This is a genomic window from Streptomyces goshikiensis (genome assembly GCF_014650555.1).
GTDB lineage: Bacteria > Actinomycetota > Actinomycetes > Streptomycetales > Streptomycetaceae > Streptomyces > Streptomyces goshikiensis.
On the sequence record NZ_BMVE01000005.1, the window covers coordinates 428,772 to 453,753 of the forward strand.

Below are 24,982 nucleotides of genomic sequence, written 5' to 3' on the forward strand. Positions count from 1 at the left end.
GGCGGGCGGGCCGAGGACTCAGCTCCCGTTGCCGTCGCGGATGAAGGAGCGCACCATCTTGCAGGTGAGGTTCGACGGCCGGTGGATCCCCACCCGGACCGCCATCGTCCGGATCTTCCGGTTGGTGGCGCGCTCGGGGTCGTACGTCCCCGTGTCGAGCAGGGATATCGCCAACCGCATCGCCTTCAGACGGCGGTTGTGGCTCTCGTACCACTCGCGGGGCAGGCCCGCCGGCAGCGGCTTCTTCTTCGGCATCTCAATGACAGCGGCAGCGGCCATCTACAGCCTCCCAAACGGTAGTTGGCTTCCTGTCGTTCTCCCTCGATTTTACCGGCGCCCACTGACAATCACCCCTGGCCAGACCGGCTTCCACGAGCCCGCCGGCCACCCCTGCGCATACCCTGGGCGCCATGGAGATCTGGATCAATCCCGCCTGCTCGAAGTGCCGCGGCGCGCTGACCCTGCTGGACGCGGAGGGCGCCGAGTACACCGTCCGCCGCTACCTGGAGGACGTCCCCTCCGAGGCCGAGATCCGCGAGGTGCTGGGCCGTCTCGGGCTGGAGCCGTGGGACATCACCCGCACCTCGGACCCGCTGGCCAAGGAGACCGGCGTACGGGAGCTGCCGCGCGAGGAGACCGAGGAGGCCCGGGCGCGCTGGATCGCGCACCTGGCCGCGCACCCGAAGCTGATCCAGCGCCCGATCATCACCGCGGAGGACGGCACGGCGGTGGTCGCCCGCTCCGAGGAGGCCGTCCGCGACGCCCTCTCCCGCAAGGCCTAGGCGTCGGGGCCGTCCCGGCCCGGGGTGGTCTTCGCCCCGCCCCCATCCGGCACCTCGTAGGGTGGCCCCACCACCAAAGGGGACAAACGACACGAAAAGGCCGGGACTGACCCACCGTGAACGACACCCAGCAGCCGCAGCCCGCACCACGGCCCACCCCGAACGGGCGCCCCTTCCCCCCGCCCCGGCGCGGCCCGGACTGGATGTTCGGCGGGGTGTACGGGACCGTGCTCGCGAGCGGCCTGCTGGCCGCGCTCGACCAGAAGGGCGGGGAGTACACCCCCTTCTACGACGCCAGCTGGGTCCTGGTCACGGCGGCCGCGGCCGCGCTCGCGCACGGCTACTCGCACCACATGACCAGCCATCAGCCGGGCTCCGCCGCGTACCGCTGGCACGTGCTGGCCCGGGCGCTGTGGAACGAGTGGCCGGTGATCGTGGCCACCCTCCCCACCGTCCTGCTCCTGGTAGCCGCCGGGATCGCCGGCTGGGACTCGTACGGGGTGACGGCGATCGGGCTCGGCCTGAACACCGCGCTGCTGTTCGCCTGGGGCTCCTTCGTGGCGCTCCGGGTCGGCTACCGGCTCGGCCCCTCCCTGCTGATCGGGCTCGCGGACGCCACCATCGGCCTCGCCATCATCGTGGCCAACGCCGTGCTGAAGTAGACCCGCCGCGTCCGGAGCCCGCGCCGGGCTCAGCCGGGAAGCTGCGCCTCGGCCTCCGCCAGGATCTCGGTCAGCCGGGCCCCGAACTCCGCCCCGCGCGGATCCGGCACCCCGGTGCGGGCCGAGGCGAGCAGGGCGTCCAGGGCCCGGCCGTAGGCGCCCGGTACGTCATTCCAGTCGGGCAGCGAGAACACCCCGTCGGCCCCGCGCAGCTCCAGGCCCACCCCGGCGGCGGCGCGCGGCGCGCCGAGGCACAGCACGGCGGTGCTTGCGGCGCCGGAGCCGTGCCGCAGGGCGAGTTGCACCACGTCGGAGGGGCCCCGGGTGGCGCTGACCCCGGTGACCTCGCCGAGCACCGGGATCAGGACGGACAGCGCGTGCGGGCCGACGTCCCACAGCCCGCCCTTGGCCTTGCGCCAGGGCGAGTCGGCGTAGGCGCCGGGCGTCCCGTCGGGCGGGAAGACGGCGCCGAGCCAGTGCGCGGCGGCCGTGAACCACCCGGTGCGCCGGGCCTGTTCCTCGACCCAGCCGGCGGTCGGCTCCGCGAAGCGGAGGGTGAGGAAGACGACGGACGCGACCCGGTGCCGGGCCACCGCGGCGGCGACGGCCCGGGCGTCCGCGACCGTCGTGGCGACGGGTTTGTCGAGCAGGACGTGGCAGCCGGCGGCGGCCGCGCGCACGGCGAGCGGGGCCTGGACGTCCGGCGGCAGGGCGAAGGCCACGGCGTCACAGTCCGCGAACAGCTCGTCGGGGTCTTCGTACACCTTCACGCCGTGCTCCGCGGCCAGCGCGGCGGCGGCTTCCGGCCTCCGGCCCCATACGCCGGCGAACTCGGAGCCGGTGTGGGCCGCGAGGGCTGGCGCGTGCGTGCTCCGGGCCCAGGGACCGGTCCCGAGCAGCCCGACCCGGGGGCGGGAGGGCATGCCGACCGGCTCACCGACAGGACCACCGGAAGGGTTCATATCGTATGAAGGGCTCACGGGCCCAGTCTGCCCCACCCGGGCGAACGCACGGCCACCAACCCGCACAACCGGTCCCACCTGCGGTGTAAACGTCGGTAACACGGGGTTCACGCAAGGGCAACGGAAGAGAAATCGCGGCGGGGCACGCTGCGGTCATACCGCAGCCGCAGCACCCGCGGAGTCTGCGCCGGAGACGCACCGAAGGATGGGCCCGTGAGCTACAAGGCTGAGTACATCTGGATCGACGGCACCGAGCCGACGGCGAAGCTCCGCTCCAAGACGAGGATCCTCGGCGACGGCGACGCGCTCCCGATCTGGGGCTTCGACGGATCCAGCACCAACCAGGCCCAGGGCCACGCCTCCGACCGCGTGCTCCAGCCGGTGTTCTCCTGCCCGGACCCGATCCGCGGCGGCGACGACGTCCTCGTGCTGTGCGAGGTCCTCAACATCGACATGACCCCGCACGAGTCGAACACCCGCGCACTGCTGCGTCCGGTCGCGGAGAAGTTCGCCGGCCAGGAGCCGATCTTCGGCATCGAGCAGGAGTACACCTTCTTCGACGGCGCCCGCCCGCTCGGCTTCCCGGTCAACGGCTTCCCGGCGGCGCAGGGCGGCTACTACTGCGGTGTCGGCGCGGACGAGATCTTCGGCCGCGACATCGTCGAGAAGCACCTGGACCACTGCCTCGCGGCGGGCCTGAGCATCTCCGGCATCAACGCCGAGGTCATGCCCGGCCAGTGGGAGTTCCAGGTCGGCCCGGTCGGCCCGCTGGAGGTCTCGGACCAGCTGTGGATCGCGCGCTGGCTGCTCTACCGCACCGCCGAGGACTTCAACGTCTCGGCGACCCTGAACCCGAAGCCGGTCAAGGGCGACTGGAACGGCGCGGGCGCGCACACCAACTTCTCCACCAAGGCGATGCGCGAGGACTACCGCGCGATCATCTCCGCGTGCGAGGCGCTGGGCGACGGCAGCAAGCCGCTGGACCACGTGAAGAACTACGGCGCGGGCATCGACGAGCGCCTCACGGGCCTGCACGAGACGGCCCCGTGGAACGAGTTCAGCTACGGCGTCTCGGACCGCGGCGCCTCGGTCCGCATCCCGTGGCAGGTCGAGCAGGAGGGCCGGGGGTACATCGAGGACCGCCGCCCGAACGCGAACGTGGACCCGTACGTGGTGACCCGCCTGATCGTGGACACCTGCTGCACCGGACTGGAGAAGGACGGCCTGGTCTGAGACCGCCGGAGCCTCCCGCTCCACCGAGCGTTCGCCCGCCCGGCCCCCGCGGCCCGGCGGGCGCCGCCGGTGGCGCCGGGGGCGGCCCCGTCGTGGGACGGCGGTGCCCACGATGCGATACGGCCGACCGCCACGGACCGCCGGAGGCGGCGGGCCAGTTGACGGTTCGCCCGGATTGTCCTGGGCGAATCCGGGGCCGCTCGCTGAATTTGAGATTCCGCTCCACCAGGTGAGACATACCCTGCCCAGGTTCACCACCATCTGCTTCAATGAGGCCATGGCCAGCCACCCGCACCACACCCCGTCAGGTCGCAGCGACCTCGAACCGTTCTGGCCGTCCCGTCAGGACCACGATTTCGACCGGGTGTGTCGCCGCGCGAAGAACGCGCCGGCCCTCTAAAGCCTTCCGGGACCTCCACCAGACCCGCCCCGGGGCCTTCGGTCTGCGCGGTACGACAACGACGACTTACGACGCCATGCGTACGTCTCCTGCCGACCACTCCGCGTGAAAGAGCTGACCACTCATGACCAACACCCGTTCCCTCGCCTCCGCCCCTTCCTCCGCCGCGACCGCGCCGCTGCCGTTCCCGCCCAGTCCGCGCCACCGGCTGCGCGCCGTGGACCGGGACGAGGTCGCCCGGGTCGTGGACCTCCTGCCGCCCGGCGCCACCTGGCTGCCCGCGCCGCAGCACAGCCTGCCGACGCTGCCGGGCCAGCCGCCGATGATCGGCTACCTGGTCCTCGTACCCGCCGAACACCAGCCGCAGCCGCAGCCGCAGCCGTCGGCGCTCCACCGCGGCCCGCAGACCGTCGCCGGGCACCCGGCGGCGGCGCCCGAGACCCCGGCCGCGACCCTCGGCGACTCCCTGGTCCGCATCGACACCGCGCGGCGCACCGCCGAGGTCGAGGGCGAGCTCCTCGACCTCACCTACCTGGAGTTCGAGCTGCTGGCCCACCTGGTGGCGCACCCGCACCGGGTGCACAGCCGCGACCAGCTGGTGACCACGGTGTGGGGCTACGGCCACGTCGGCGACGGCCGGACCGTGGACGTCCACATCGCCCGGCTGCGCCGCAAGCTGGGCGCGGCCCACCGCGACGCGATCCAGACGGTGCGCCGGGTGGGCTACAAGTACGCGCCGTGAGCCCCGGGCCCGTACCCCGCCAACGGCGCGGGAGTACGGGCCCGTTCGGCGTTCCTAGGCTCCCGCGGCGGAGGCGGCGCGGCGGCCGGCCACGAAGCCGAGCAGCACGTCGATCGCGAGGAACGCGATCAGGCTGATGCCGAGCATCGGCACGAACCAGCCCACCACCGCGGTCACGGCGGCGAGCGGCAGCAGCAGGGTCACGGGCGCCTTCCGCCAGGCCCCGCGGGGCTGCGGGCGGCCGAAGGAGAGCGCGCGGTCCTTGGTGGGCCGGCGCAGCCACCACATCCGGTAGCCCCAGAACACCAGGAACATCAGCGCGACGGCGAGCGCGGCCAGCGCGAGCTGGTTGGCGAGCCCGAAGGTCTGGCCCATGTGCAGGTCGATGCCGAAGCGGGTCAGCTGGGCGAGGACGGGGTAGTCGGCGAAGCGCAGTTCGTCCATGACCTTGCCGTCGGCGGGGTCCACGGCGACGGCGTCCAGGTGCACCGGCACCTGCTTGTCCTGCTCCTTGATCACATAGCCCTTGCCCTCGGCGGGCAGCGTGACGCGCACGTGGTCGCCGACCCCGGCGGCCCGGGCGGCCTCGACGGCCTTGTCGATGCCGATGTCGGCGGTGGGCTGCGGCGGGGGCATCTCCGCGCCCCCGGGCATCTGGTGCCCGGCGTGTTCGTCGGCCCCGGCGGAGTCCGCGGCCTCGCCGAGGGTGGCGGAGACGGCGGGGGTGGCCCCGCCGAGGCGGTCCTGGAGCTGCCCGATGTTCTCACCGGCGTACTTCGACCAGGTCAGGCCGGTCGCGGACAGCGCGACGAGACCGGCGACGGCCCAGAGGCCGACGACCCCGTGCCAGGACAGGGTCTTGCGGCGGCCGGTGGCCTTGCGGTCGGGCAGGACGAGCAGCGCGCGGCGGGAGCGGCGGCGGCCGATCCACAGGGCCAGGCCGCCGAGGGCGACCACCCACAGCCAGCTGGCGGCGAGTTCGCTGTAGTTCCGGCCGAACTCGCCGAGCTGGAGGCTGGAGTGGAACTCGCTCAGCCAGGCGCGCAGGGGCAGCGCGTCGCCCGCGGTGGTGAGCTGCCCGCGCACGTCGGCGGTGTACGGGTCGACGAAGACGGTGAGGGTCTCGCCCTCCGCGAGCCCCGGCTTCTCCATGATCACCCGGGTGGTGTCCGCGGCCTCGGGCGCGGGCCAGACGCCGATCACCTTGCCGGTGGGGGCGGCGCCCTGGGCGGCCCGGACCTGCGTGCTGAGCGGCACAGCGCCGTCGCCGACGCGGTCGACGGTCAGTTCGTCGGAGTAGACGATGCTCTCGGCCTGCCAGGACAGCGCGTAGAGCAGACCGGTGCCGGCGGCGATGAACAGCAGCGGGGCGATGAGCAGCCCGGCGTAGAAGTGCATCCGCAGCACGAGCGGCCGCACGGCCGCCCACCCCCCGGAGCGCGGGGACCGCCGGACACCGTCGGAAGGGGCCTCAGGGACCGCGCCGGCATCGGGGCCCGGGGCGTCGGCGGGCGAGGGGGTGGTGTCCGCGGGGCGGATGGTTTGGCTCTCGTCAAGAGACATGGTGGTCCTCAGGATTGGCGAAGACATGGGTGATGAGCCCCGGGTCTCGCCTCCTCTCGCCGTGGGGCGGGAGGTGCGCCGGTCGTCAGGCGCGGGCAGGCAGGCCGGGGGCCGTGGCTCGGAGGGCACGGCCCCCGGGCGGTCCCCGCCGCACGACGGCATGGGCGTGCACGGCCCCCCGCAGCCGGCGCGGCCGCGCACAGGTCCGGCGGGGCGCGGGCCGCGGCGGTACGGGAGCCACCTGGGTGCGTACCAGCGCGAGCGCGCTGGCCAGCGGCCGGGCGGCGAGCAGCGCGGTCGCACCGAGGGCCCGGGCCAGCCGGAAGACGGCGGCCTCGCCCCAGGCGAGCCAGCCGGCGCAGAACAGGGCGGCGAGCAGGTGGGCGGCGATCATTCCGAGGCCGCCGTGCCCGGCCGTCGCGACCAGACCGGTCAGCCAGTCGAGAGCGCCCATGCCGGTCAGGCCGTCCATGACCGACGAGCCCGACAGGCCCGCCATGTGGTCCATGCCACCCATGCCACCCATGCCACCCATGCCGTCCATGACCGACGGGTCAGACATGTGGTGCACGCCGCCCAGGGCCGACAGGCCCGGAACGCCGCTCAGGCCGTCCACCGCCGACGAGGCCGACAGGCCCGGCATGGGAGGCATGCCCTCCAGGGGCGATGCGCCCGACGAGGCCGCCGGCGTGCCGGGTGCGTGGGTCGGCGGGTGGGGGTGGCCGGCCGTCATCGCCGGTGTCTGGCTTCCGGAAAGGGTGAGGTGCAGGACCCCCTGCGCGGCGAGCAGCGAGGCGGTGATCCCGTAGGGCCCCCGGCGGCGCCCGGCGGCGAGCCAGGCGAGGGCCCCGATCACCCCAAAGGCGCAGAGAAGGCCTGTCATCGGAATATCCATGCCGGACATGTACGAATGCCCCGCCGCGGCCAAAGCGACACACACCGCCGCGAACATCGCGGCCCGCGTGGCGCGCATCGGCGCGAAAGTGTCAGGCATGGCCGGAACATGCTCCCACGGGGGCCGGTGCCCACCCATGAGAGGGCCGTATCTCATCATGATCGGATGAATTCATTGCCATGGGCGCCCCCACTGGGCGTGGTGTACGCCGGCGGCGTCCAGTGCGGCGCGTTCGCCCTGGAGCGGCTGGACCCGGCGGAGCGGGAGCGGGTGTTGCGCGGCTGCTCGACGAATGTCGACAACCTCGCCGCCGGGCGCTGGGAGACGCTGCTGAGCAGTGCCTTCGTCGTCGAGGAGCCGATGCCGCTGCCGTACGCGCTGCTGCTGGTCGCGGTCCTCGGCTACGCCGAGTACGCGTACGGGGCCTGGTGGACCGCGGCGGTGTTCCTCTTCGGCCACGCCGCCGCCTCGCTCCTCGTCTACGGGGTCCTGCGCGGGTCGGCCGGTCCGCACACCCGGCGGTCCCTGGACGTGGGCAGCAGCTACGGGTTCAACGCCGTGCTCGGCGCGCTGACCTCGGCGCTGCCGCGGGGCGCGGTGCGCACCACCGCACGGGTGGGGCTGCTGGCGCTCGCGGCCGTCCCGGTGCTGAAGCGGGAGCGGACCTTCACCGACGCCGGCCATCTGGTGGCGCTGGGGCTCGGAGTCGGCCTCTCGATGGCCCTCGATTGCCTTTCCCGGGCGAAACATCCGAAAATCGCCTAGATGACACGCGTCACCCCGCACACCGCTGGAGCTGCCACGATGACCGCCACCCCCTCCACCACCGTCGCCAACTTCCGCGACCTCGGCGGTACCCCCCTCGCGGGCGGCCGCACCGTGCGCCCCGGTCTCCTCCTGCGCTCCGGCCAGCTCGACCGGCTCGACCTCGACGCCGATCCGGTGGTGGCCGCCCTGGGGATCCGTACCGTCATCGACTTCCGCACCGCCGGGGAGCGGGCCGCCCACCCCGACCGGGTGCCGGAAGGGGCCCGGCTGCTGATCGCCGACGTCCTCGCCGACACGATGAGCGCGGGCAAGGCGCCCGCCGCGGCCCAGCTCAAGGACCTGCTGTCCGACCCGGCCGTCGCCGAGGAGCACCTGGGCGGCGGCAAGGCGCAGGCCATGTTCGCCGACATCTACCGGTCCTTCGTCCGCTCCGGATCGGCGCAGGCCTCGTTCCGGACGCTGCTCACCGAGGCCGCCGACCCGGCCGCCGGCCCGCTGCTCTTCCACTGCACGGCCGGCAAGGACCGTACGGGCTGGGGCGCGACCGTCGTCCTGTCGCTGCTCGGCGCCGACGACGAGACCCTGATGGCCGAGTACCTCTCGGTCAACCCGGCGGTGCGGCAGGCCTTCGCCCCGATGATCGAGGGCTTCACGGCGGCCGGCGGCGACCCGGAGCTCGCGCTGGCGCTGATCGGGGTGTTCCCCTCGTACCTGGAGGCGGCGCTCGACGAGGTCGCCGCCCGCTACGGGTCGATGGAGAAGTACGTGCGCGAGGGGCTGGGCGTCCCCGACGAGACGACGCGGGCGCTGCGGGACCGGCTGACGGCCTGAGCCCCGGGCGTCCCGCGGGCGGGTGACCATCCGACGATTCGCTCGTTCTGCTGAACGTGACTGCGCCGGATACCGCCACCCGCCCCTCGTCTCCCGTGCCGCCCGACGTCGAGCAGGCCGAGGCCGCCATCGTCGAGCACTACCCGCGGCTGGTGCGGCTCGCCTACCTGGTGCTGCCGCCTGCCCTCGGCCGGAGCCGACGGGTGCTCACCGCCCATTCGCTGACCCAGCGCGCCCTGCCGCGCGGGCGCCGGGGCGCCGGGGCGGCTCCGGTGCGCGGCGGGGTCCCGGCGCAGCGCGGCGAGGCGGAAGAGGCCGAGTCGGGTTACGCGTACGTCCGGCAGCGGGTGCTGCGCGCCGCCCTGGAGGCCGGTGTCCCGCTGACCTTCCGGGCGCTGCCGCTGCGCGGGCAGTTGCCGGTGCTGCTCCCCCAGGTGTGGGGGCTGCGGCTGTTCCCGCGCTCGGGCGGGGCCGAGGAGCTGGCGCTGGACCAGTGGCTGGCCGCGCTGACCGGGCCCGGCCGGGCCGCCTGCGTGCTGCGCGCGCTGGAGCGGCTGCCGGAGCCGGAGGTGCTGCGGGTCCTGACGCGGGCCGGGGTGGCGGACCCCGCGGCGGCGGTCGCGGAGTCCGGGGACGCGGCGCACGACGCCCTGTTCGCCTCCCCCGAGTTCGACCCGTGCGTCCTTCAGGCGCGGCCCACCGATCTGCTGCGGCGGCGCCGTTTCGTACGGGCCGCCCTGGCCGCCGGGGCGGCGCTCGCCGTGTGCGGGGCGCTGCTCGCGCTGCCGGGCGGGGGCTGGGGGGCGGACGGGGCGGCGGCTCCGCCGTACGCGCTGAACGCCGCGGCGGAGCAGGCCCTGGACCCCGGGATGCTGACGCGGGTCTCGCCCGGCGTCTGGCGGACCTCCTCCCGTACCGACTTCTCCGCGTGGCCCGCCCGCGGCGACCGGGCCGACGACACCGAGCTGCTGCGCCGGGCGCTGGCCGCCTGGGCCCGGCCCGGCGCGTCCGTGGTCGTCTCGGCGACGCCGGGCACCCCGGCGGGCCCGCCGATGGGGCCGCCGCAGCTGCTGTTCTCGGGCGTCGTCGACCAGGCCGTCGTGGTCCTGCTGTACGACGGGCTGCGCGTGGTCCGCTACGCCGAGCCGCTGACCGGGACCGGTCTCGTCGGCCTCGACTTCGCCCGGACCGACGGGGCGTCGGCGGACACCGCGACCGCCCTGGTGCTCAGCCGCGTCGACGGCAACGCCCGCTATCTGACGGCGCCCTGGGTGACGGGCGCGGCCCTGCGGGACCTGCTCAAGCCGGCCGAGCGCCCGGCGGCGCTGAAGCTGACCCCGGACGGGGTCACTCCGCCGGTGGTGAGCCCCGCCCCGGCGGGCGGCTGCACCGCCTGGAACGCGCTGGCCCTGACCGGCGACGGGGCGACCCGGCTGGTCACGGACCTGGGGGAGCTGACCCCGGCGCGGCTGACCTCGGGGGCGCCGGGCGCGGAGCGCGACGTGACGGAGGCGGCGGAGCTCGGCGAGTGGTCGCGTACCGCGTGCCTGCTGCCGTCGGTGCGCTCGCACGGGGTCCGTACGGTCAACGCCTGGACGTACGCGAAGCAGCCGCTGCCCGAGGGCGACGGCACCGCGACCTGGCTGTGCTCCCGGGCCGAGACCTGGCAGGGCACGGCGGACCGGGTGCAGGCGCAGTTCCTGGCGCCGGGCGCGCCGCTGGCGGCCCAGGCGGCGAAGGCGGAGGGCTCGCCGGCGTGCGGGCCGCGGGAGCCCCGGGTGCTGGCGGGCGTGCTGTGGAAGTCGCGGGCCGGGCAGTGGTACGTCCTGGCGGCGGGCAGTGCGCAGTTCGCCTCGCTGGCGGTGTCGGGCGGCGGGGTGAACGGGACGGTGAACGCCAACCGGCTGGCGGTGAAGGCTCCGGCGGGCGCGCAGGTGGACCTGACGGGCAGGCTGACGGACGGCTCGAAGGCGGGGGTGCTGCGCTGAGAGGCGCTGAGGAAGTGGGTGCAGAGGGGTTCTCCCCGGCCTTACCCATCAGTACATTGACGCCATGTCTAATACGCCGCCCGCGCCCGGTCCCGTGGCGTCGGAACACATGGACCTGAACGCCCGGAACGTGTCCTTCGACTGGGAGGACACCCCGCTGCACTGGCTGCCCTCCGATCCGTTCGCCGGGCACACCATCAACGTGCTGCACCTGCTGCTGCCCGCGGGTGAGCGCTGGTTCGTGCACGTCTACAAGCAGGTGCTCCCGTACATCACGGACGAGCGGCTGCGCGCGGACGTCATCGGCTTCATCGGCCAGGAGGCGATGCACGCCGCCGCGCACGACGACGTGCTCCCGCACCTCAAGCGGCTCGGCCTGGACCCGACCCCGTACACGGCGCAGGTGGACTGGCTGTTCGAGAAGCTGCTCGGGGACCGGACGCTGCCGCCGGGCAGGGCGCGCGAGTGGTGGCTGATGGAGCGGGTCGCGCTGATCGCGGCCATCGAGCACTACACGGCGTTCCTGGGCGACTGGGTGCTCAACGCCGACGAGCTGGACCGGCGCGGGGCGGACCCGATGATGCTGGACCTGCTGCGCTGGCACGGCGCGGAGGAGGTGGAGCACCGCTCGGTCGCCTTCGACCTGTTCATGCACGTGGACGGCGGCTACCGGCGCCGGGCCCGGACCTGGGCGACCGCCTTCGGCGCGCTGGTCTTCCTGTGGCAGCGCGGGACCCGCTTCTTCCTGGAGAACGACCCCGGACTGCCCGCCGCCAAGGCCACCCTGGGGCAGTTCTTCCGGGCGGGGCAGCAGGGCGTGCTGCCCTCCGCGGGAGCGATGCTGCGCTCGATCCCGACGTACCTCTCCCGTACGTACCACCCCTCGCAGGAGGGCTCCACGGCCCAGGCGGTGGCCTACCTGGCCTCCTCCCCCGGTGCGAACGGCGGGGTGCGGGCATGAGGCGCGCGCTGACCGTGACGGCGGTGGCGGGCGCCGCGTTCTGGACCCGGCGCGCCCTGCGCCGGCGCATCGGGCGCTCCCCGCTGTGGCCCCTGCCGGCGCTGGAGACCCCGGTCTCGGGCCACTCCCCGCGGCGGCGGCTGCGGGCCCGGATCGTCTCGCGCACCCAGCCGGCCGAAGGGGTGCTGCGGCTGGTGCTGGAGGCGGCGGACCTGCCGGCCTGGACCCCGGGCGCGCACGTGGACGTCGTCCTGCCGTCCGGGCTGGTACGGCAGTACTCGCTGTGCGGGGACCCGTCGCAGGCGGGCCGGTACACGATCGCGATCCGCCTGGTCGAGGACGGCCGCGGCGGCTCCCGCGAGGCGCACGCGCGGCTGGTGGAGGGCGCGGACCTCGAACTGCGCCCGCCGCGCAACCGGTTCGCGCTGGTCCCGGCGGCCTCGTACGTGTTCGTCGCGGGCGGCATCGGCATCACCCCGGTCCTCCCGATGCTCCGGGCGGCCACGGCGGCCGGCGCGGACTGGTCCCTGCTGTACGGGGGCCGCAGCCGCGCCTCGATGCCGTTCCTCGACGAACTCGCGGCCTACGGGGACCGGGTCACCGTCCTCCCCCAGGACGAGACGGGCCTGCCCGACCTGAGCCCGCTCGCCCGGGTGGCGCCGGGCACCCCGGTCTACTGCTGCGGCCCCGAACCGCTGATGGCGGCGGTCCTGGCGGCGGCCCCGGACCCGGCCTCGGTCCACCTGGAACGCTTCGCCCCGGCGGCGGCCGCCGGCCCCGCCCGCCCGTTCACGGTGACCCTGCACCGCAGCGGCGCCGCCGTCCGGGTCGGGGCGGACGAAACCACCCTCGCGGCCGTCCGCCGGGAGCTCCCGAACACCCCGTACAGCTGTGAGCAGGGCTTCTGCGGAACCTGCCAACACCGGGTGCTGGCGGGCGAGGTGGACCACCGCGACGAGCTCCTGACGGACGCGGAGCGCGAGGACTCCATGCTGCTGTGCGTCTCCCGGGCCGCGTCGGACCACCTGACCCTGGACCTGTAACGGCCCCGCCACCGAGGGCATTCGGCGGGCGCCGCCCTGGTCAGAGGTGGGGAGGGGCGAAGTAGGGTGTCCGCATGACAACCGGGGTGCGACGCAGGATGGGTGTCGAGGAGCGGCGGCAGCAGCTGATCGGGGTAGCCCTGGAGCTGTTCAGCCACCGGTCGCCCGACGATGTGTCGATCGACGAGATCGCGGCGGCGGCCGGGATATCCAGGCCGCTCGTCTACCACTACTTCCCGGGCAAGCTCAGCCTGTACGAGGCCGCGCTGCGCCGGGCGGCCGACGACCTGGCGCAGCGGTTCGTGGAGCCCCATGAGGGGCCGCTCGGATCGCGGCTGCTCCGGGTCATGGGGCGGTTCTTCGCGTTCGTCGACGATCACGGCCCGGGCTTCTCGGCGCTGATGCGCGGGGGGCCGGCCGCCGGGAGCAGCCGGGCCAACGCGCTGATCGACGAGGTCCGGCAGGCGGCGTACGAGCAGATCCTCAAGCACATCGGCATCGAGCGGCCGCCCGCGCGGCTCGCGCTCGTCGTGCGGTCGTGGGTGTCGCTCGCCGAGTCCACGGCGCTGATCTGGCTCGACGGCCGGGAGATCCCGCGGGCCGAGCTGGAGTTGCAGCTGGTGCACGACTTCGCCGCGCTGGCTGCCGTCAGCGCCGCGTACGACGAGGAGATGGCCCAGATCCTGGTGCGGATCCTCGCCGACGAGCCCGCCGACGGGCCCTTCGGGGTGCTGGTCGGGCGGATGGCGGCGCTGATTCCGGGGCCCGCCTGAGCGTGCCCACGCGATAATGCCCGCGTGATCATTGACGACGGGATGTTGTTCCGGCAGGCCGTGGAGAAGGACGCCGGCACGCTGGTGAAGCTGTACGACCAGGCGGCCCGGTGGATGCGGGCGAACGGCATCGACCAGTGGAAGCCGGGCGGTAAGGACACCGCCCATTTCCGCGCGAGGATGCGCGACGGCGAGGTGTGGCTCGCCGAGGACGCCGACGGCCGGGTCGTGGGGGCGTACGAACTCTGGTGGTCCGACGAGGAGGCCTGGGGCGTGCAGCCGCCCGTCGCGGGCTACGTGCACCGGCTGATGGTGGAGCGCGAGGCCGCGCCCGCGGGCGCGGGGCGCCGGATACTCGACCACGCCGAGTGGCGGATCGCCCGGACCGGGCGGGAGCGGGCGCGGCTGGACTGCGTCTCCTCCAACCCCCGGCTGGTCGACTACTACCAGGGCGCGGGCTACCGGGTCGTCGGAGAATTTCCGTCGAAGAAGGGCCAGGACGGGAAGGTCTACGGCGTGATCCTGCTGGAGCGCCGTCTCGACGTCTGACCGGCCGTCGCACGCACAGGTCCCGGAGCGCGCGCAAGCCCCCGGCGCGCGCCATGTCGGGTCCCCTCTCGGCCGTGCCGCCCCCCATCTGTTGCCCCCCGCTCCGCGCCGCCGGTACAGATGGTCGCGACCAGTCGGTACCAGGAGGGGAATGCCGTGAAGAATTCCATGAGCAAGGCCGCGGGCGCCGTCTTAGGGCTGGCGCTGGCGGGTGTGCTGGGGGCCACGGGTGTGGCGCAGGCCCAGGCGCTGCCGTCGGTGCCCGCTCCGGCTCCGGCCGGCACGGCGGTCGCGGGGCCTTCCGCCGTACGGGCGCCGGCCTCGGTGATCGCCCAGGTGGAGGCGGCGACGGCGCGGCAGCACGCGTTCGCGCCGAACGCCCGCGTGGTCTGTTACTCCGCGCACGTCCAGGACATCGGCTGGCAGGCGGCGGTGTGCGACGGCCAGGTCGCCGGGACGACCGGGCAGGGCCGGCGGATGGAGGCCGTCGTGATCGCGACGCGCGGGGTCGGCGGCGTCTGCGCCAACGCCCACCTCGCCGAAGTCGGCTGGCAGGGCTGGGCCTGCGCCGGTGAGGGCGCGGCCGTGACGGTCGGCACCACCGGTCAGTCGCGGCGGATGGAGGCCCTCGGGGTGCAGGTCGGCTCCGGCGGCGTGGCCGCGCAGGCGCACATCGCGAACTACGGCTGGCTGAACTCGGCGGCCGGCAACCCGGTGTACGTGGGGAGCACGGGCCAGTCGCTCCAGATGGAGGCCGTCCGCATCTGGGCCTGACGCCCCGGCCCGATGCCCCACCTGGCGAGGGCATCGGGCGGCGGGACGGCCCGTGACGCAGCGGCGGCGGACCATGGCCGCCGCCGCTGCGTCCTTCGGATCAGGACCGCTTGAAGACCGCGACCGTACGGGCCGGGACGGTGAACTCCCCCGTCGCGGTGTCGTAGGCGGACCGCTTCACGGCGGCGTCCGCGCCGGCGGCCTGGACCGGGTGGAGGGCGTAGGCCCGGCCCGCGAGGTCCGGTACGCGCTGGCGCCCGGCGGCGGGCGTGGAGTTGAAGACCACCACCAGGTCCCCCAGCCTCATGGTGATCACGCCCGGGGTCTCGTCCTTGCCGGACAGCGGGAAGCCCAGGGCGGCCTGGACCGCCTGCGCCGTGGTGAGGCCGAAGGCGGGTTCCGTCGTACGGATCCGCAGCAGGTCCCGGTAGGCCGCCGAGGCGGCCGTGATGTCGGCGCACGCGGGTGCGGGGCCGGTCAGCAGGGGTTTGGCGTACGGCCACTTCGCCCGGTTGTCGGCCGCCGGCGGCAGGCCCCGGCCGAAGCCGTTGCCGTCGCCGCAGTCCCAGTGGATGGCGTTGAACCAGTCCCCGCTGTCGAACGAGTTGCGGTCCAGGGACTTCGAGCGCAGCAGGTCGGTGCCCGCCTGGGACAGGGACGGGCCCTGCGAGAGCGTGCTCACCGCCATCGCCAGCACCTGCAGGCGGGCCTTGTCGGCCTCCGGGGTGCCCTGCGGCAGTTTGTAGGTCAGGGCGTCGTGGAGGGATTCGTTGTCGTGGGCGTCCGTGTAGGCGAGCGCGTCGCCGGGAGCGGCCGCGTACCCGGCCGGGGCGCCGTTGTAGTCCACCTCGGAGCCCTTGACCCGGCGGCCGGAGGTGTCCGTGAAGACGTACGAGGCGAGGTTCCCGGACAGCCCGACCTTGATCAGGTCCTGGTCGTGCAGCAGCCGGGCCCGCTGCTCCTGCGCGGTGCCGTTGGCAGGCGAGGAGTTCGGGGCGGTGAACAGCCCGGAGGCGAAGCCCTGGACGCGCGGGTCCTCGTCGAAGGGGCCGCCGCCGCGCACCGCGTCGCGGGCCCGGTCGGAGAAGGTGGCGATGCCGGTGCCGGCCATGTTCTTCTGCGTGGCCTGGACGAAGCGGGCGTCGTCGGCGACCTCGCCGAAGTTCCAGCCCTCGCCGTAGAGGACGATCTTCTTGCCGTCCACCCCGTCCTTGCGGAGGGTCAGGGCGTCCAGGGCGGCGCGGACGGCCAGGATGTTGTCCTTCGGGTGGTGTCCCATCAGGTCGAAGCGGAAGCCGTCGACCTTGTACTCCTTCGCCCAGGTGACGACGGAGTCCACGACGAGCCGGCCCATCATGGCGTTCTCGGGCGCGGTGTTGGAGCAGCAGGTGGAGGTGGCCACGCTGCCGTCGGCGAGCAGCCGCTGGTAGTAGCCGGGCACGATGCGGTCCAGGACCGACTTGTCCGCCTGGCCCGAGGCCACGGTGTGGTTGTAGACCACGTCCATGACGGTCCGCAGTCCGGCGCCGTTCAGCGACTGGACCATCCTGCGGAACTCGACGGTGCGGGCGGTGCCGTTCGGGTCGCTCGCGTACGAGCCCTCGGGCACGGTGTAGTGCAGCGGGTCGTAACCCCAGTTGTACGCGTCCTTCGCCGCGGCGGCGGTGACGCAGGCCTGCTGCTCCTCGGAGTCCGGCGCGTACGCCTTGAGGTCGCAGGCGGGTTCGGTGCGGTCCGAGGGCTTCTCCGGGACGGTGGCGATGTCGAAGGCCGGCAGGAGGTGGACGTAGGAGGTGCCGGAGGCGGCCAGCGAGCGCAGGTGCTTCATGCCCGCCGAGTCCGTGTCGGTGAAGGCCAGGTACTGGCCGGGGTGCCCGCTCGTGCGGTCCGCGACCGAGAAGTCGCGGATGTGCAGCTCCTGGATCTGCGCCGAGGCGAACGGGACGGCGGCGGGCTTGCGCAGGTCGCGCCAGCCGGGCGGGGCGAGCTTCGGGTCGGCGAGGTCCACGACCAGGCTGTGCGTGGAGTCCGTGGTCAGGGCCGTGGAGTACGGGTCGGTGACCAGGTTGCGCACGGTCTGCCCGGTGCTCGGGGCCCAGACGGTGACGGCGTAGCGGTAGGGCTTTCCGCTCCAGCCGCGCTCGCCGCGCACCGACCAGACGCCGGTGGCGTCGTCGCGGCGCATCGCGACGGTGCGGCCGTCGAGTTCGAGGGAGACCTGCCGGGCCGTGGGGGCCCAGACGGAGAGGGTCGGGCGGCCGCCCTCGAAGACCGGGCCGAGCCGGGCGTTCGTCGCGTACAGGTCGTCGAGCACGCCGGCGAGCTGGACGCCGGTCGCGGCGAGCACGGCGCCGTTCGCGGCGCGGGCGCTCGCGACGAGCTGGCCGCGCAGGGCCTCGCGGACGCGCTCCCGGTCGCGGGGATCGACGGTGTAGGCGGTGTACGAGGCCAGGTGCGGGAACTTTCGCCGCTGCGCCTCGGTGAGCGCGGACTTGGACAGGCGCAGCCACCGGGCGCTCTCGCCGCCGGTCAGGGTGCCGTTCGCGGCCTTGACCGTGCCCTCGCGGGAGGCCAGGAGCTGGACGGAGGCGGCGGCCGCGGGGGCGTTCCAGGCGAGGGTGTCGCGGTCGATCCAGACGGCCTGGGCCTTGGTGAGGTCCAGGGCGGCGGAGGAGCCGGCGGGCTGCGGGAGGAGGTAGGCGGCCTGGCCGCCCAGCATCCAGACCTCGTGGCCGGTGGCCGCCAGGTCGAGGGACTGGTCGGAGGGGAGGTCCTTCTCGTCGCCCTTGTGGAGGATGTAGCTCAGGCTGGTGGCGCCGGCGGCGAGGGGGACCTCGTAGACCGCGCCGTAGGAGTCGGTGCGGGTGGGCGGCAGCGGCTTGGACCAGTCGGTGGGGTTCGCGGCGCCGGTCCAGACGTGCAGGCCCCAGCCGTCGTAGGCGCCGTCGGGGCGCTGGTAGTGCAGGACGGCCTTGGTCGGGTCGGCCGGAGGGGTGGCGGGGCGGTCGGTGCGGGCGGCTTCCTTGCCCTGCTCCAGCCAGATCTCGCCGGTGCGGGTGACGTCGATGGCACGGTCGGCGGCGACGTCCTTGGCGCCGTCCTTGTCGATGACGAGGTAGCCGACGGAGGAGGCGCCGGGCTTGAGCTTGACGTGGGCGAAGGCGCCGTAGGCGTCGCGGCCGGTGAAGCCGTGTCCCTCGGGCCAGGGGGTGGATTCGCCGTCGGCGATGTCTCCCCAGGCGTACAGCCGCCAGTTCGCGTAGTCGCCGTCGGGGCGGTTGTAGTGGACGACGGCGTAGTCGCGCTGGGTGGCGGTGGGGACGGGGACGGGCGGCGTCTGGCCCGCGACGGAAGCGGCGAGGGCGCTCGCGGTGCGGCCGGCGGCGTCGATGACGACGGCCTTGTAGCGCAGGGCGGTGCCGGCCGTGGCGGTGACGTGCTGGGTGACCTTGTACGGGGCGTGGTCGGCGGAACCGAGCACCTGCCAGGGCTCGTTGCCGGCCTGGGCGGCGAAGACGACCCGGTTCAGGCCGCCCGCGGTGACGTCGGCGGAGAGTTCGACGGTGCCGGTGGCCGCCGCCGGGGCCTTCAGGGTGAGGGCGGGCCCGGTGGCGGGGACGGCGAGCGGGGCGAGGCCCTGGAGGACCACCGAGCCGAGGGCGGGGACGACGACGGTGAGCTTGCCGGCGGCGGAGGCGCGGATCAGGGCTGTGCCGCCGTACAGGGTGCGGTACTGGGCGCCGGCCGGGGCGTCGATCTCGACGGTCCGGGACTCGGAGGCGTTGTTGGCGGCGACCAGGTACTCGGTGCGGCCGCGGGTGTCGGTGCGGCTGTCGGTGCGGGCGAAGGCGTAGACCGAGCCATCGGAGAAACGTTCACTCTGGACGCCGTCGCGCAGGGCCGGGTGCTCCTTGGTCAGCTGGGAGAGAGCACTGATCTGCCGGTAGAGCGGGTGCCGCGGATCGTAGGCGTCGCTCGCGTGGGTGCGCGCCGTTCCGAGCTGGTCGTCGTCCAGATAGTCGGCGACCCGGGAGGCGAACAGCGGCTGGCGGGCGTCCTTGTCGCCGCCCGCGCCGGTGAACCCCTGCTCGTCACCGGAGTAGATCACCGGGTTGCCCCGGGAGAGGAACATCAGCTCGTTGGCGAGCCGGTAGCGGTCCAGCAGCTCGGGCTCCCCCGCCCCCGGCCGGTCCTGCTTCAGGAAGGTCCCGAAGCGGCCCATGTCGTGGTTGCCGAGGAAGGTCACCTGCTCGTAGGCGTTGGCCTTGTCGGTGGTGTACCGGTAGTCCTCGCCCAGTACGGAGGCCAGCCGGCCGGCTCCCGCGCCCTGGGAGGCGTACGCGCGGATCGCGTCCTGGAGCGGGAAGTCGAGGGTGGCGTCGAGGCGCCCGCGCGTCACGTACGGGGAGGTGACGGCGGTGTCGGCGGAGTAGACCTCGCCGAACATGAAGAAGTTCTTCCGGCCGCGCTGCGCGGCGTACTTGTCGAGGGCCGTCGCCCACTGGGTCCAGAAGCCGGTGTCGACGTGCTTGACCGTGTCGATCCGGAAGCCGTCGATGCGGTAGTCCTTGACCCACTTCTCGTAGATCTTCTCCATCCCGCTCACCACCTCGGGACGCTCGGTCCACAGGTCGTCGAGGCCGGCGAAGTCCCCCTGCTCGGAGGACTCCCCGGCGAAGGTGGAATCACCCCGGTTGTGGTACATCGTCGGGTCGTTGAGCCAGGCCGGGACCTTGAGGTCCTTCTTCGCGTCGGGGACGAAGGGGGTGCGCGGGAAGGAGCCGGCGTCGGTCCGGGGGAACTTCCCCTTGCCTTCCGCGTACGCGGCGTCGTCGAAGGGCACGCCGTCCTTGGTCAGATAGGGGAACGCCCCCTTCGACAGGTACGAGTGGGACGCCTCGCGGTAGTCCACGACATCGGCGGTGTGGTTGGTGATGACGTCGAAGAAGACCTTCATCCCCTTCCCGTGCGCCTTGTCGATCAGACGCTCCAGGTCGGCGTTGGTGCCGAAGTGCGGATCGACCTGCGTGAAGTCGGTGATCCAGTACCCGTGGTACCCGGCGGAGGCATCGGCCCCCTTCCCCTGCACCGGCTGGTTCTTGAAGATCGGCGCCATCCAGATGGCGGTGGTGCCGAGCCCCTTGATGTAGTCGAGCCGGTCGGTCAGCCCCTTGAGGTCACCGCCCTGGTAGAAGCCCTTGTCCGTGGGGTCCAGGCCCGTCTCCAGCCGGGTGCCGGTCAGCCCGCCCCGGTCGTTGCGGGGGTCGCCGTTCGCGAACCGGTCGGGCAGGACGAAGTAGAACTGCTCCCGGGTCAGGTCGTGCCGGGCCGGCTCCGCGGCCAGCTTCGCGTCCGAGGGCGGTGCGGGCGGCCGGGCCGCCGCGGCCGCTGCCGCGGCGGGGAGGGAGGGCAGGAGCGTCACGGCCAGGGCGGCGGCGAGCACTCCTGCGGCAGGGCGTATCAAGGCGGGTCTCCTTGTGTACGTGTCGCACGGATGAGGGCCGCCCGGCGTGGCGGGGATGATGGTGCCGGGCGGCCCTGGTCGGTGGGGCGGCGGCTCAGCCGCGCCAGGTGTCGGTCAGCGTGACCCTGCCGCTCGCGGGCACGGAGGCGGTGCGGTTGGCCCCGCTCTCCCAGGTGACGTTTCCGGCGGCGTCCTTGCGGAGGTACTTGTACGAGAACGCGGCGCCGGCCGGGAGCGTCACGTCGAGCTTCCAGACGGGATAGGCCGCCGGGTCGAGCTTCAGGGCGCTCCCGGTGTTCCAGCCGCCGAGCTCGGCGCGGTCACCGGTGACGTAGATGTTCTGCCCGGGAACGGTGGTGGCGCTGACTCCGAAGGCGGCCCCCGCGGACCCCGCCGGGGTGCCGGCGCAGGTACGGGCCCCGGTGTGCAGGGCGAGGGCGGTCCCGGCGCCGAGGGTGGCGGTGAACTGCCCGCCGGAGCCGACCGTGACGGTCCGCCCGCTCTGCACGTCGCAGTAGTCGCCGCCCGGCAGCGAGCTCTGGAAGGTCCGGGTCAGCGCGGAACCCTCGTGGTTGATCGCCACGTACGCCTTGGTGCCGCGCCCGAAGGCGATCTGGTCGCCGCCGTTGTCCCACCAGTTGGTGACGGACTGGCCGCGGGCCGCGTTGCGGAAGCCGACCATGGAGGAGATCTCCCGCCAGGCGTGCTGGCACTTCCAGCCGTCAGTGTAACAGGCGTTCACCGTGCCCCCGTTCGGCGGTCCGGCGTCCTTGTCGCTCCACTCGTAGCCGGAGTGCACGTCGGGCGACCCGTACGGCCAGGCCAGCGCGAACACACTGGCCAGCGTGTAGGCGGAACCGTCCTTGTAGTTGAGGGTGTCGCCCCCGCGCTCGGTGTCGTGGTTGTCGACGAAGACCCCGGCCTGCGCGCTCGGCAGGTAGCCCCAGGCCTCCCCGAAGTTCTTCAGGTGGGCGAGGTCCTCGCTCTGGAAGACCCGCTTGAGGTCCCGGGCGTACCGGAACTCCTGTACGTCCCCGTTCCCCAGGTACTCGCCGGGCGAGACGGCCTCGCCGGCTCCGAATATCGCCTCCTGCTTCCAGTACGCGCCCGGGCTGGTGAGCCGGGACTTGATGTTGGCGAGGTCGGCGGCGGGGATGTGCTTGGCGGCGTCGATCCGGAAGCCGTCCACGCCGAGCGAGAGCAGGTCGTTCAGGTATCCCGCGATGCGCCCGCGCACGTAGTCCTCGCCGGTGTCCAGGTCGGCGAGCTGCACGAGCTCGCAGTTCTGGATGTTGGCGCGGTCCTGGTAGTTGGAGATCGTGGCCCGGCAGTCGTCCATGTCGGCGCCCGAATAGAGCCCCGGGTAGCCGTACTTCGTGTACGAAGACCCCCCGGTCCCGGTGAGGGTGGCCCCCGCGTCCGCCGGGCCGGCCATGTGGTTGACGACGGAGTCGACGACGACCTTCACCCCGGCGGCGTGACAGGTGTCGACCATCGCCTTGAAGGCGGCCCGGTCCCCGAGCCGCCCGGCGATCTTGTAGCTGACGGGCTGGTACGAGGTCCACCACTGTCCGCCCTGTACGTGCTCCTGCGGCGGCGAGACCTGTACGTACCCGTACCCGGCGGGCCCGAGGGAGCCGGTGCAGGCCTTGGCGACGGAGTCGAAGCGCCACTCGAACAGGACGGCGGTGACGTCCTTCTCCCCGGGCGGCGAGGCAACGGCCTGCGGCCCGGCAGCGGTCAGGGTGGCGCAGACGAGTGCGGTGGCGGCGAACAGGGTCGCAGCTCTGACAGGTCTGGCAGGCATGCGGGGGCCTCCTGGCGGAAGAGGTGGGGATTGGAGCGACCGTAGGGGCCAGGTAGGAGCGCTGCAAGACTTTGCGCAAGAGATTGCAGAATTGTTTCCGAGGCGTATCCCCTCCCCTCGGCCCCGCCCGGGGCGGCCGGGCGGGCAACGGGCCGGGGGCTGCCCGGGGGCTACGGCGCCTGCGCCGTGGATCCCCGGACCACCAGCTCCGGCTGGAAGACGTACTCCGTGCGCTGGACCGGGGTGCCCGCGACCGACTCCAGGAGGGCGCCGACCGCGGCCGTCGCCATCGCGCGGACCGGCTGGCGGACGGTGGTCAGCGGGGGATCCGTGAAGGCGATCAGCGGGGAGTCGTCGAAACCGACCACCGAGACGTCCTCGGGCACCCGCAGCCCCCGCTCGCGGGCCGCGCGGATGACGCCGAGGGCCATCGGGTCGCTGCCGCAGACGATGCCCGTGCAGCCTCGGTCGAGCAGGGCGCCGCCCGCCGCGTGGCCGCCCTCCACCGTGAACAGGGTGCGCTGGATGAGCCCCTCGGCCTCCGCCCCGGGGACGGCCGCCACGAAGCCCTGTTCCTTGCGGGCCGAGGGGACGTACCGCGTCGGCCCGATGGCGAGGCCGATCCGCCGGTGCCCGAGGTCCGCCAGGTGACGTACCGCCATGTCCGCGGCCGCCCGGTCGTCCGGGGAGATGAACGGGGCGTTGACCTGCTCGTTGAAGCCGTTGATCAGGACGAAGGGGATGCCCCGGGAGGAGAGCCGCTGGTAGCGGGAGGGGTCCGCCGCCGAGTCCGCGTGCAGCCCGGACAGGAACATGATCCCGGTGACCCCCCGCTCCACCAGCTGCTCCACCAGCTCGTCCTCGGTGGCCCCGCCCGGGGTCTGCGTGCACAGCACCGGCGTGTAGCCGTGGCCCGCCAGCGCCTGCTCTATGACCTGCGCGAACGCCGGGAAGATGGGGTTGGTCAGCTCCGGGATCAGCAGGCCCACCAGGCCGTTGCTGCGGCGGCGCAGCCGCACCGGCCGTTCGTAGCCGAGCAGGTCGAGCGCGGCCAGCACCTTGTGCCGGGTGCCGGCCGCGACGCCCGTCTTCCCGTTGAGCACCCGGCTGACGGTCGCCTCGCTGACCTGGGCCTGCGCGGCGATGTCCGTCAGCCGTAGCGGGGAGGTCACACCTGCCACCACACCGCCGTGTCGGCCCCGAGGACCGCGGGATCGGCCGGGTCGGCCGGGGCGGCGCTGGCGAGGAGGGCCGTCCCGGGCGGGGTGAGACGGACGGCCTCGGCCGTGGTGTTGACGGTGCAGACGAAGTCGCCCCGGCGGAAGGCCAGCACGCCGGCCGGCGCCGCCAGCCACTCCACCGCGTCGCCCGCGCCCAGGTCCGCCCGCTCCCGGCGGATCCGCAGCGCCGCCCGGTACAGCTCCAGGGTGGAGGCCGGGTCGCCCGTCTGGGCCTCGACGCTCAGCCCGGCCCACTGCGCGGGCTGGGGCAGCCAGCTGCCGCCGTCGCCGAAGCCGTACGGGGCCTCGGTGCCGGACCAGGGCAGCGGCACCCGGCAGCCGTCGCGCAGCCCGTCCTGGCCGTTCTCCTTGAAGAAGGAGGGGTCCTGGCGCACCTCGTCGGGGAGGTCGGTGACCTCGGGCAGGCCGAGTTCCTCGCCCTGGTAGACGTACGCCGAACCGGGCAGCGCCAGCATCAGCAGCGCGGCCGCCCGCGCCCGGGCCAGCCCCTGCTCTCCGCCCCCGTAGCGCGTGACGTGACGTACGACGTCGTGGTTGGAGAGCACCCACGTCGTCGGGGCGCCCACGGGCCGCATCGCGTCGAGGGACTCGTCGATCGCCGCGCGCAGCGCCTCGGCGTCCCAGCCGGTGTTCAGGTAGTGGAAGTTGAACGCCTGGTGCAGCTCGTCGGGGCGCAGGTAGAGCGCGGTGCGGTCGGCGCTCGGCGTCCAGGCCTCGGCGACGCCGATGCGGTCGCCGGCGTACTCGTCGAGGACGGTGCGCCAGGAGCGGTAGATCTCGTGGACGCCGTCCTGGTCGAAGAAGGGCAGCACCTGGTTGCCGAGCAGCTTGAGCTGCTCGTCGCGGCCGAGGTCGGGCAGCCCGGGGGCCTTGACGAGGCCGTGGGCGACGTCGATGCGGAAGCCGTCGGTGCCGAGGTCGAGCCAGAAGCGCAGGATGGAGCGGAACTCGTCCTGGACGGCGGGGTGTTCCCAGTTGAAGTCGGGCTGCTCGGGGGCGAACAGGTGCAGGTACCACTCGCCGTCCGCGACGCGGGTCCAGGCGGGGCCGCCGAAGATGGACTCCCAGTCGTTGGGCGGCTCGGCGCCGTCGGCGCCCCGGCCCGGGCGGAAGTGGAAGCGCTCGCGCAGCGGGGTGCCGGGGCCTTCGCGCAGCGCCTGCTTGAACCATTCGTGCTGGTCGGAGCAGTGGTTGGGGACGAGGTCCACGATGATCCGCAGGCCCAGGGCATGGGCTTCGCGGATCACCGCGTCGGCGTCGTGCAGGGTGCCGAACATCGGGTCGATGGCCCGGTAGTCGGCGACGTCGTAGCCCGCGTCGGCCTGCGGGGAGGCGTAGAACGGGCTGAGCCAGACGGCGTCGACGCCCAGTTCCTTGAGGTAGGGGAGCCGGCGCCGGACGCCTTCGAGGTCCCCCATCCCGTCCCCGTTGCTGTCGGCGAAGCTGCGCGGATAGACCTGGTAGATCACCGCTTCTCTCCACCAGCCGGGCCGGGTGCCGGTCGTGGTGGGAAGAGCGTCGGCGAGGTGCTGGGTCATGTCGTC

20 protein-coding genes are annotated in these 24,982 nt (G+C 73.6%); 12 read left to right on the forward strand and 8 right to left on the reverse strand.

What is annotated here, in order from left to right:
* Positions 1-18 precede the first annotated feature (18 nt).
* Positions 19-279 carry a hypothetical protein gene (locus IE248_RS18200; RefSeq protein WP_190031153.1) on the reverse strand — a complete coding sequence of 87 codons (261 nt, stop codon included), beginning with the start codon at positions 277-279 and terminating at the stop codon, positions 19-21.
* 131 nt (positions 280-410) lie between these two features.
* Here IE248_RS18200 and IE248_RS18205 point away from each other — a divergent pair, with 131 nt between their 5' ends.
* Entirely contained in the window at positions 411-782 is a 372-nt protein-coding gene (locus IE248_RS18205) for an ArsC/Spx/MgsR family protein (RefSeq protein ID WP_037797485.1), read from the forward strand.
* A gap of 116 nt (positions 783-898) precedes the next feature.
* A complete protein-coding gene (locus IE248_RS18210; RefSeq protein WP_078899678.1) occupies positions 899-1,444 on the forward strand; it encodes a hypothetical protein in 546 nt (181 codons plus the stop codon).
* A 29-nt stretch (positions 1,445-1,473) separates the two neighbouring features.
* Here IE248_RS18210 and IE248_RS18215 read toward each other — a convergent pair whose 3' ends face one another.
* On the reverse strand, positions 1,474-2,367 hold the full coding sequence (locus IE248_RS18215) for a Gfo/Idh/MocA family protein (RefSeq protein ID WP_073796194.1): 894 nt from the start codon (positions 2,365-2,367) through the stop codon (positions 1,474-1,476).
* Between the two features lie 252 nt (positions 2,368-2,619).
* Between IE248_RS18215 and glnII the strand changes: the two genes are divergently transcribed.
* Positions 2,620-3,639, forward strand: a complete 1,020-nt coding sequence (gene glnII, locus IE248_RS18220; protein WP_037797490.1) for a glutamine synthetase — start codon at positions 2,620-2,622, stop codon at positions 3,637-3,639.
* 524 nt (positions 3,640-4,163) lie between these two features.
* On the forward strand, positions 4,164-4,781 hold the full coding sequence (locus IE248_RS18225) for a winged helix-turn-helix domain-containing protein (RefSeq protein ID WP_190031154.1): 618 nt from the start codon (positions 4,164-4,166) through the stop codon (positions 4,779-4,781).
* Between the two features lie 54 nt (positions 4,782-4,835).
* On the opposite strand, the gene IE248_RS18230 is transcribed toward IE248_RS18225, so the two are convergent.
* Complete coding sequence (locus IE248_RS18230; protein ID WP_190031155.1) at positions 4,836-6,344, reverse strand: PepSY-associated TM helix domain-containing protein; 1,509 nt, start codon at positions 6,342-6,344, stop codon at positions 4,836-4,838.
* Positions 6,345-6,429: 85 nt separating this feature from the next.
* Positions 6,430-7,227: a hypothetical protein gene (locus IE248_RS18235; protein WP_190031156.1), complete on the reverse strand. Its 798-nt coding sequence runs from the start codon at positions 7,225-7,227 to the stop codon at positions 6,430-6,432.
* Between the two features lie 177 nt (positions 7,228-7,404).
* Here IE248_RS18235 and IE248_RS18240 point away from each other — a divergent pair, with 177 nt between their 5' ends.
* From IE248_RS18240 to IE248_RS18275, 8 genes are all read left to right on the forward strand, one after another.
* Entirely contained in the window at positions 7,405-8,004 is a 600-nt protein-coding gene (locus tag IE248_RS18240; protein ID WP_229895374.1) for a rhomboid-like protein, read from the forward strand.
* Positions 8,005-8,043: 39 nt separating this feature from the next.
* Positions 8,044-8,838 (forward strand): tyrosine-protein phosphatase, encoded by a 795-nt coding sequence (locus IE248_RS18245; RefSeq protein WP_073796189.1) that lies wholly within the window; start codon positions 8,044-8,046, stop codon positions 8,836-8,838.
* A gap of 56 nt (positions 8,839-8,894) precedes the next feature.
* Complete coding sequence (locus IE248_RS18250; protein WP_373301537.1) at positions 8,895-10,826, forward strand: hypothetical protein; 1,932 nt, start codon at positions 8,895-8,897, stop codon at positions 10,824-10,826.
* Positions 10,827-10,890: 64 nt separating this feature from the next.
* Positions 10,891-11,787 carry a metal-dependent hydrolase gene (locus tag IE248_RS18255; protein WP_100583877.1) on the forward strand — a complete coding sequence of 299 codons (897 nt, stop codon included), beginning with the start codon at positions 10,891-10,893 and terminating at the stop codon, positions 11,785-11,787.
* Positions 11,784-12,830, forward strand: a complete 1,047-nt coding sequence (locus IE248_RS18260; protein ID WP_190031157.1) for a PDR/VanB family oxidoreductase — start codon at positions 11,784-11,786, stop codon at positions 12,828-12,830. Before IE248_RS18255 ends, IE248_RS18260 begins: the two co-directional genes overlap by 4 nt.
* Before the next feature lie 74 nt (positions 12,831-12,904).
* Complete coding sequence (locus IE248_RS18265) at positions 12,905-13,603, forward strand: TetR/AcrR family transcriptional regulator (RefSeq protein ID WP_037797498.1); 699 nt, start codon at positions 12,905-12,907, stop codon at positions 13,601-13,603.
* A gap of 24 nt (positions 13,604-13,627) precedes the next feature.
* Positions 13,628-14,152, forward strand: coding sequence for a GNAT family N-acetyltransferase (locus tag IE248_RS18270; RefSeq protein WP_008743690.1), 525 nt, complete (start codon positions 13,628-13,630; stop codon positions 14,150-14,152).
* A gap of 156 nt (positions 14,153-14,308) precedes the next feature.
* The gene (locus IE248_RS18275; RefSeq protein ID WP_190031158.1) at positions 14,309-14,926 is read left to right on the forward strand and encodes a hypothetical protein; all 618 of its coding nucleotides are present in this window, start codon (positions 14,309-14,311) and stop codon (positions 14,924-14,926) included.
* Positions 14,927-15,026: 100 nt separating this feature from the next.
* On the opposite strand, the gene pulA is transcribed toward IE248_RS18275, so the two are convergent.
* The 4 genes from pulA to IE248_RS18295 all read right to left on the reverse strand — a co-directional run bounded on the left by pulA (position 15,027) and on the right by IE248_RS18295 (position 24,976).
* Positions 15,027-20,390 carry a pullulanase-type alpha-1,6-glucosidase gene (pulA, locus tag IE248_RS18280; RefSeq protein ID WP_373301538.1) on the reverse strand — a complete coding sequence of 1,788 codons (5,364 nt, stop codon included), beginning with the start codon at positions 20,388-20,390 and terminating at the stop codon, positions 15,027-15,029.
* Between the two features lie 94 nt (positions 20,391-20,484).
* The gene (locus tag IE248_RS18285) at positions 20,485-22,197 is read right to left on the reverse strand and encodes a carbohydrate-binding module family 20 domain-containing protein (RefSeq protein ID WP_190031159.1); all 1,713 of its coding nucleotides are present in this window, start codon (positions 22,195-22,197) and stop codon (positions 20,485-20,487) included.
* Between the two features lie 170 nt (positions 22,198-22,367).
* Entirely contained in the window at positions 22,368-23,378 is a 1,011-nt protein-coding gene (locus tag IE248_RS18290; protein WP_100583898.1) for a LacI family DNA-binding transcriptional regulator, read from the reverse strand.
* Entirely contained in the window at positions 23,366-24,976 is a 1,611-nt protein-coding gene (locus IE248_RS18295) for a glycoside hydrolase family 13 protein (RefSeq protein ID WP_037795274.1), read from the reverse strand. The genes IE248_RS18290 and IE248_RS18295 overlap by 13 nt, the downstream gene beginning before the upstream one ends.
* Between the last annotated feature and the right edge of the window lie 6 nt (positions 24,977-24,982).